Source organism: Streptococcus mitis, assembly GCF_009496155.1.
GTDB classification, from domain to species: domain Bacteria; phylum Bacillota; class Bacilli; order Lactobacillales; family Streptococcaceae; genus Streptococcus; species Streptococcus mitis_BQ.
The window spans coordinates 1-5,908 of sequence record NZ_WIJP01000031.1; the positions used below are offsets into that span (position 1 = coordinate 1).

General features: G+C 32.4%; 8 protein-coding genes and 6 tRNA genes. 9 read left to right on the top strand and 5 right to left on the bottom strand.

Going from position 1 to position 5,908, the window contains the following annotated elements; all coding sequences use genetic code 11:
- Positions 1–47: 47 nt before the first annotated feature.
- The 8 genes from GEZ84_RS10415 (at position 48) to GEZ84_RS10450 (ending at position 1,313) form a co-directional block, all read left to right on the top strand.
- Positions 48–120, top strand: a tRNA-Phe gene (locus GEZ84_RS10415).
- Between the two features lie 12 nt (positions 121–132).
- A tRNA-Tyr gene (locus GEZ84_RS10420) sits at positions 133–213 on the top strand.
- Between the two features lie 4 nt (positions 214–217).
- Positions 218–288, top strand: a tRNA-Trp gene (locus GEZ84_RS10425).
- A 14-nt stretch (positions 289–302) separates the two neighbouring features.
- Positions 303–375 (top strand) — tRNA-His (locus GEZ84_RS10430).
- Between the two features lie 13 nt (positions 376–388).
- Positions 389–460 (top strand) — tRNA-Gln (locus tag GEZ84_RS10435).
- Positions 461–469: 9 nt separating this feature from the next.
- Positions 470–553 (top strand) — tRNA-Leu (locus GEZ84_RS10440).
- A 195-nt stretch (positions 554–748) separates the two neighbouring features.
- Positions 749–895, top strand: a complete 147-nt coding sequence (locus GEZ84_RS10445) for a hypothetical protein (protein WP_153224480.1) — start codon at positions 749–751, stop codon at positions 893–895.
- Between the two features lie 52 nt (positions 896–947).
- The gene (locus GEZ84_RS10450) at positions 948–1,313 is read left to right on the top strand and encodes a nucleotidyltransferase domain-containing protein (RefSeq protein ID WP_319946451.1); all 366 of its coding nucleotides are present in this window, start codon (positions 948–950) and stop codon (positions 1,311–1,313) included.
- Positions 1,314–1,502: 189 nt separating this feature from the next.
- Here GEZ84_RS10450 and GEZ84_RS10460 read toward each other — a convergent pair whose 3' ends face one another.
- The 5 genes from GEZ84_RS10460 to GEZ84_RS10480 all read right to left on the bottom strand — a co-directional run bounded on the left by GEZ84_RS10460 (position 1,503) and on the right by GEZ84_RS10480 (position 4,991).
- A complete protein-coding gene (locus GEZ84_RS10460) occupies positions 1,503–2,636 on the bottom strand; it encodes a tyrosine-type recombinase/integrase (protein WP_153224481.1) in 1,134 nt (377 codons plus the stop codon).
- A gap of 3 nt (positions 2,637–2,639) precedes the next feature.
- The gene (locus GEZ84_RS10465) at positions 2,640–2,834 is read right to left on the bottom strand and encodes a DUF3173 domain-containing protein (protein WP_153224482.1); all 195 of its coding nucleotides are present in this window, start codon (positions 2,832–2,834) and stop codon (positions 2,640–2,642) included.
- A gap of 59 nt (positions 2,835–2,893) precedes the next feature.
- Positions 2,894–3,280 carry a hypothetical protein gene (locus GEZ84_RS10470; RefSeq protein WP_153224483.1) on the bottom strand — a complete coding sequence of 129 codons (387 nt, stop codon included), beginning with the start codon at positions 3,278–3,280 and terminating at the stop codon, positions 2,894–2,896.
- Between the two features lie 2 nt (positions 3,281–3,282).
- A complete protein-coding gene (locus GEZ84_RS10475) occupies positions 3,283–4,323 on the bottom strand; it encodes a replication initiation factor domain-containing protein (protein ID WP_153224484.1) in 1,041 nt (346 codons plus the stop codon).
- Between the two features lie 206 nt (positions 4,324–4,529).
- Positions 4,530–4,991: a hypothetical protein gene (locus tag GEZ84_RS10480; RefSeq protein WP_153224485.1), complete on the bottom strand. Its 462-nt coding sequence runs from the start codon at positions 4,989–4,991 to the stop codon at positions 4,530–4,532.
- A gap of 235 nt (positions 4,992–5,226) precedes the next feature.
- On the opposite strand from GEZ84_RS10480, the gene GEZ84_RS10485 reads away from it, so the two are divergent.
- The gene (locus tag GEZ84_RS10485) at positions 5,227–5,679 is read left to right on the top strand and encodes a helix-turn-helix domain-containing protein (protein ID WP_153224486.1); all 453 of its coding nucleotides are present in this window, start codon (positions 5,227–5,229) and stop codon (positions 5,677–5,679) included.
- The last annotated feature ends 229 nt before the right edge of the window (positions 5,680–5,908 follow it).

Genomic DNA, 5,908 nt, shown 5'->3' on the forward strand with positions numbered 1-5,908 from the left:
GGCTCATAACCCGAAGGTCGTAGGTTCAAATCCTGCTCCCGCAATAAGGCTCGGTAGCTCAGTTGGTAGAGCAATGGATTGAAGCTCCATGTGTCGGCGGTTCGATTCCGTCTCGCGCCATTTATATATTTTGGAAGGGTAGCGAAGAGGCTAAACGCGGCGGACTGTAAATCCGCTCCTTCGGGTTCGGGGGTTCGAATCCCTCCCCTTCCATTTTACGGGCATAGTTTAAAGGTAGAACTAAGGTCTCCAAAACCTTCAGTGTGGGTTCAATTCCTACTGCCCGTGTTAATAGAATTATGGCGGGTGTGGTGAAGTGGTTAACACACCAGATTGTGGCTCTGGCATGCGTGGGTTCGATCCCCATCACTCGCCTATTTTATATTATTGGGGTATAGCCAAGCGGTAAGGCAAGGGACTTTGACTCCCTCATGCGTTGGTTCGAATCCAGCTACCCCAGTTACTATTTGCCGGCGTGGCGGAATTGGCAGACGCGCTGGACTCAAAATCCAGTGTCCGCAAGGACGTGCCGGTTCGACCCCGGCCGCCGGTATAGTAATAATGACAAGGTTTTCGAGCCTTGTCTTTTTATTTTTTCTTCCAATTTTTTCTTTCAGAGTTACTTAAAATTACTTATAAAATTTTTTTTGCTAAATTTAGAAGAAAATATTTAACATATTTTGAATTAAACTTGATTCGTTTTATGTTAAAATATACAATAGATAGATATTATTCTAGGAGAGATTTCATGTTATACAATCAAGAAAACTATTCAAAGCTTGAAGTCGAACAAGCAAAAAGAGATATTAAGTCTCTAGCGAAAGAAAAGTCAAAACTTGTTAAACTTGATTTTAGTAATAAGAAAGATGTATTTGAATTTTTCGATAATGAATAATTTTTATTATTCGATGTTATAGGTATTTTTTGGGGGTAATTTAGAGGTTCTCGTGGTTTATAAAATAGATGAAATTAAGGCTAAGATTAATCCTATTGCTAAGCAATATAACTTATCAAAAGTCTATTTATTTGGTTCCTATGCAATAGGTGAAGCAGATGAAAAAAGTGATGTGGATATTGCTTTAGAGTTAGAAGATGAATCAACCTATTTTGAGGTTTATGGAAAATTGTTGACTATTTTTGATGGAGAGATAGATATTTTGTTAGTTAGTGATTTACTTTTTCCAAAAACAAATATTGGGAAATTAGTTAAACAAAATTTTTTGAATGATAGAGTTCTCATCTATCAGAAATTGGAGGGAACTATGGTAGAAAATTTAGATAATAATCCTCGTATGAGGGATATATCAGAGTAAATGAAGTCACTCAGAATGCGATTAAGGAAAGTTTAGAAAAGTATAAAGCGGAGGGAATAACAAAGTCGTCTGAAAGTATAGATGAATATTTTGAAAGAATGGTTCGTGAAAATACCAAGTAATTTTTTAGAGCTTAGTTATTTTTATTTTCAATAAGAAAAAGAACAGCATTTATTTTGGCTGTTCTTTTTATAATAGATTATCTAGTTTATCTGCTAAATCTTTTTGTTTACTTGGGTATAAGTGGGAGTATGTATCAATTGTAGTAGTTATAGAAGCGTGTCCTAATCTCTCTTTTACAATTAAGTAATCTTCGCCTTGGTTTATTAAAAGAGAAGCGTGAGAATGTCTAAAATCATGAATCCTTATTTTCTTTAAAGAACTATCTCTAGCTAGAATTTTTTTATATTGTTTTTCAATAGAATTTTTCGTTAGAGTGATTGGACTATTCTGAAATACTTGAAGTTTTTCTGTATCAGTAGAAAATTCTCTTAGTCGTTCTGTCTGTTCTTTTTTCCATTCTTCTAATGTCTTTATTAGTTTGTTATGAATAATGATTCTTCTAGTACCAGCTTTTGTCTTTGTACTACTAATATGTTCCTCACCATTATTAACGTATACTGACTTAGTTACATGAATTGTACTTGTGGGAAATTCTATGTCCCTCCACGTAAGTGCAAGTGCTTCTCCTAGTCTCAGTCCAGTGAAGAATAGTACTGTAAAAAGTAGTTCAACATTATATTCATCTTTCTCAAATAGAGAAAGGAAATGCTTAAATTCTTTCACAGTCCAAAAATTCATTTTTCTTTTTTCTATTGGTAGTTTTTTAAGTAGTCTAACAGGATTATCGTTATAATACCCTTTTCTTAATCCTACATCTAATATTTTTTTCAATAAAATCATTATTTTATTGATCGTGTTCGGATTCAAATACTTATCAGAGTTTTTGGCATTCTTTTCTCTTAAATCTTCTCGAAATTGATAGATATCTTCATAAGTGAGTTTTGAAACATCATAAACTTTTGAGAAGTAATCTTTTATATGCTTGTTGTAGTTATTTTCTTGTGTATCGATATAACTCTTTTTTCTATTATTTGTTTTATCTTCTTCTTTTAATAGCTTATAAAGAATATCTATTGTTACTTTTGAACCAAAGCTTTTTTCCTTTAGTTCTACACTTCTTAAATACTGTTCAGCTTCCAGAGCTTCCCTTTTCGTTTTAAATCCTTTTCTAACTATTCTACGTTGTTTAAGCGTGACAGCATTAATACCATTCGAAACATCGACAATCCAAGAACCATCTTTATTTTTACGAATAGCCATATTCTATGCTTCTTTCTGCAGTTCCAGTCCTAGAAGTTCTTCTGCAATAGTTGCTGGAATAGTACCGATTCGTTTATTGTTATAGATAGAAAAGCCACGATTGACTAGTAGTACTTTCCCAGTATGTATAATTTTTCTTGCGGTACCAGGGCTGAATCCAAGTTCAATCAAATCATCTTTTGTTACGGTTTTAATCATTGGTTCTCCTTTGATAATTTTATAAATTAAGGGGAGTTCTTACTCCCCTAGCCATTGAATTATTTTTGCTTATTATTTACCAAATGAATAGCATCAGCCTTATAATACATCGTTTTGCTAATCATTGAAGCTCGAAGATTTTCAAATGTAATAGGTACTTCATCCATTGCTTGAATATAATCATTATCAACTAATGGTTCAGGATTGTCAACGGATACTTGTGTTGATTTCTTCTTAAATGGTCCATCTTTGATAGTAATATTATATTTCCAACCAACAATCTTTTGGGTATTAAATCGTCTTTCGCTTCCATCACTATTTTTGATAATCTCGCCATTTTCATCGGCTCTGACTTCTGTTTCAAATTTTGGAAGTACCTCATCCAATTCAAATTTCGTTCCGATGTTATCGAAATTCCAGTCATTTTGTGATAGCATTTTTGCCATGTTTAATTTCTCCTTTTTATGTTATCCTTAATTTTTGGTATTAAATCTTCTCTTTTGAAGGATATTACCCTTTCTATGAGTTGACTTGCTAACTCTGGAGGAAACTCCAAAGCTTCTAATTTTTCAAAGTTCTCTTTCTCTTGTTCAAATAGTAATCCATTTTCATAGAGAAACTTATATGCTTTTAGAATGGCTCCAGAACCTTTAAAGACAAACCAATCTAACTTTTTTTCTAGTTCTGTCTTTGTTTTTGAAATAGTAATAGTAACTGGAGTTGACGAACCTAAGAATTTTTCCCAAAACCTTAGAGGCTTTGAAAATTGACTATCAGTATAAAACTTCACTTTATCCTTTAGATATCCTTTTGTAAAGTTTAGAAGGTCTATTTCGGACTTGAGCCATTCTTGAATGAAGTAGTGGGCTTTCTCTTTCCTAAGTTCTAACTCCGTTCTTATCCAATTTTCAATAAATCTCTTGCTGACACCGAGCTTAGATGCTCGTTCTAAGCGTTTATCATATATTCTAAGTCTTTCATTATCATTAGGTTTTCTTAAATATAAGGTTTGTCCCGTTTTCTCATCTCCGTAGGTAATGTAGTAGTTGCTCTTACCATATAGGAAGCGGTTTTTTCTACAAATTTTAGAAAGTTGATTTGGAGTGAAGTAAGGAACTTCATTAAAATCGTCTATTGCGATATCAATTCTTCTTACTGAAAATGACTTATAATTGGAATATAGATTATCCAAGAAGTGACGTTCAGAAAGTCCCTTTGGGGTTAAAACCATATCTCGATAGAATTCTAATGCTTGTCCTGACATGACAAGCATGAAAGAATTTTCTTCATCACCATAGTAGATACGGATATTACCATAGTTTATTTGAGAGTCATATTCATAGTATTTAAGACTGCCCTTATCAATAATAAATAGCTCTGTATCAAGAAGTAAGATATCTTCAACTATCTCTTCCAGTGAAAAGTCGAATGTATTAAACTGGATTTGAATCCAGTCAAAAACAGAACGTAAGCTCTCGTTTTTTGCCATAAATTTTGACTCAACTTTTTGCCTAATTTTACCACCTTAAAAACCGTGAAAAGTCTTGATAATACTGCATTCTTCGATAATACACCTGACTTGCAGAGGGTGGTGTTACTACACACCCTCACCAACCTTGAAAAAGCTCTTTGTTGTTCGTCTGCGCTTACGATTTGTTACGGTCTGCGGTAACCTACTCGCTGACCGTAACAAACCTACTTGCCGAACTTCCTACGAGCTTTTTCCCAAGCACCAAATGGAAGTAGTTCAAGTGTTGAGAGAATTTCTTCTTGCTCTTTTTCCAATCGTTGAAATTTTATTTGCAGTTTTTTATTACTAGAATACAAATTCTTAAAATTATCATTCAAGGTAATAAAATCTTCTTTAAGGGTTTCGAGTTGCTGAGTAAGGGTGTTTTCCTTATGTTTATGAATATCTCCATAAGTTTCCCTTATAGCATCTTTTAATGACATCTCGTTTTTCAAATAAGCAATCGTCCTGAAATCCTCAACATCATCGTCAGTGAAGTTATAAAAACTTACAAACTGCCTACTATTCCTTGCTTGAACTTTTTTAAACTCATGACCACTAATTTCCTTTATCAAGGTTATCCATTTTTTAGCAGTACTGACAGAGTTTAAACCGTCAACCGAGGAAACAAGTTTATTTATATCCATATTCCCCCGTTCTAACGAAAGTGTGGTATAATGGTCTTATAGAAATTTTGTTTAGTCTTTGATTTTGTCATGATTATCAAAGACTTTTTAATACAATCATAGGCATTTACCTCCGATAAAATTTTTATTATTTAGAAATGTCGGTTTATCCGACAAATTTATAATACACTCGTTTTTAGAAATTGTCAAGAAAAATGTCGCAATCTTCGACATTTTAAATTAATTAGGAGAAAATATGAGCATTTTTGGAGATAATATAAAGAGATTAAGAAAGAATAAGGGGCTGAAACAACAAGAAATAGCCGAATTACTGGGTGTAAAACGAAATACATATAGTGACTGGGAAAATGGAAAGACGGAACCCAAACTGGAAAACGTTGTTAAACTAGCTCAAATTTTTAATACGACTACTGATGAGTTGTTAGGACAAACAATATATTCAAAAGCAAAATTAGTTAGATTTTTAGATGACTATGATGTAAGTGATATAAGAAATTGGTCGAAAGAAGAGAGAGATAGTTTTAAATTTGCCATTTTATTTGAAATAATGCAAAGAAATGATAAAATTGGTTTGCTAAACTTAAAAAATAATTTAATTGTAGAGCATAACTTAGATAAAATTGAACGAGAAGTAATTAACACTATTTTTAAAGAAGTGCAATTGGAGTTTCAAGATTTTCCAAATTAATATACAATTTAATTAAAATCTTTGATGAAGTTCAAGCTAGCTATAAATATGTAGAAAATAGTTTATAGGATACTGTAACTAAAAAATGGCCTTATCAAGAAGATAAGGCTATTTTTCTTTTACTCAACTTAATAGTTCACTAGAATTTAGTATCACTTATAAGAGTGTTTTAAAGTTGTATAGTACTCCAATTCATCATTGATTCTCATCATATAAAAAATGACAATCT

Coding starts and splice junctions, on each gene's coding strand:
- GEZ84_RS10465 (WP_153224482.1), bottom strand. CDS start 2,834: ATGATTAAAACCGTAACAAAAGATGATTTGATTGAACTTGGATTCAGC.
- GEZ84_RS10480 (WP_153224485.1), bottom strand. CDS start 4,991: ATGGATATAAATAAACTTGTTTCCTCGGTTGACGGTTTAAACTCTGTC.
- GEZ84_RS10470 (WP_153224483.1), bottom strand. CDS start 3,280: ATGGCAAAAATGCTATCACAAAATGACTGGAATTTCGATAACATCGGA.
- GEZ84_RS10460 (WP_153224481.1), bottom strand. CDS start 2,636: ATGGCTATTCGTAAAAATAAAGATGGTTCTTGGATTGTCGATGTTTCG.
- GEZ84_RS10475 (WP_153224484.1), bottom strand. CDS start 4,323: ATGGCAAAAAACGAGAGCTTACGTTCTGTTTTTGACTGGATTCAAATC.
- GEZ84_RS10445 (WP_153224480.1), top strand. CDS start 749: ATGTTATACAATCAAGAAAACTATTCAAAGCTTGAAGTCGAACAAGCA.
- GEZ84_RS10485 (WP_153224486.1), top strand. CDS start 5,227: ATGAGCATTTTTGGAGATAATATAAAGAGATTAAGAAAGAATAAGGGG.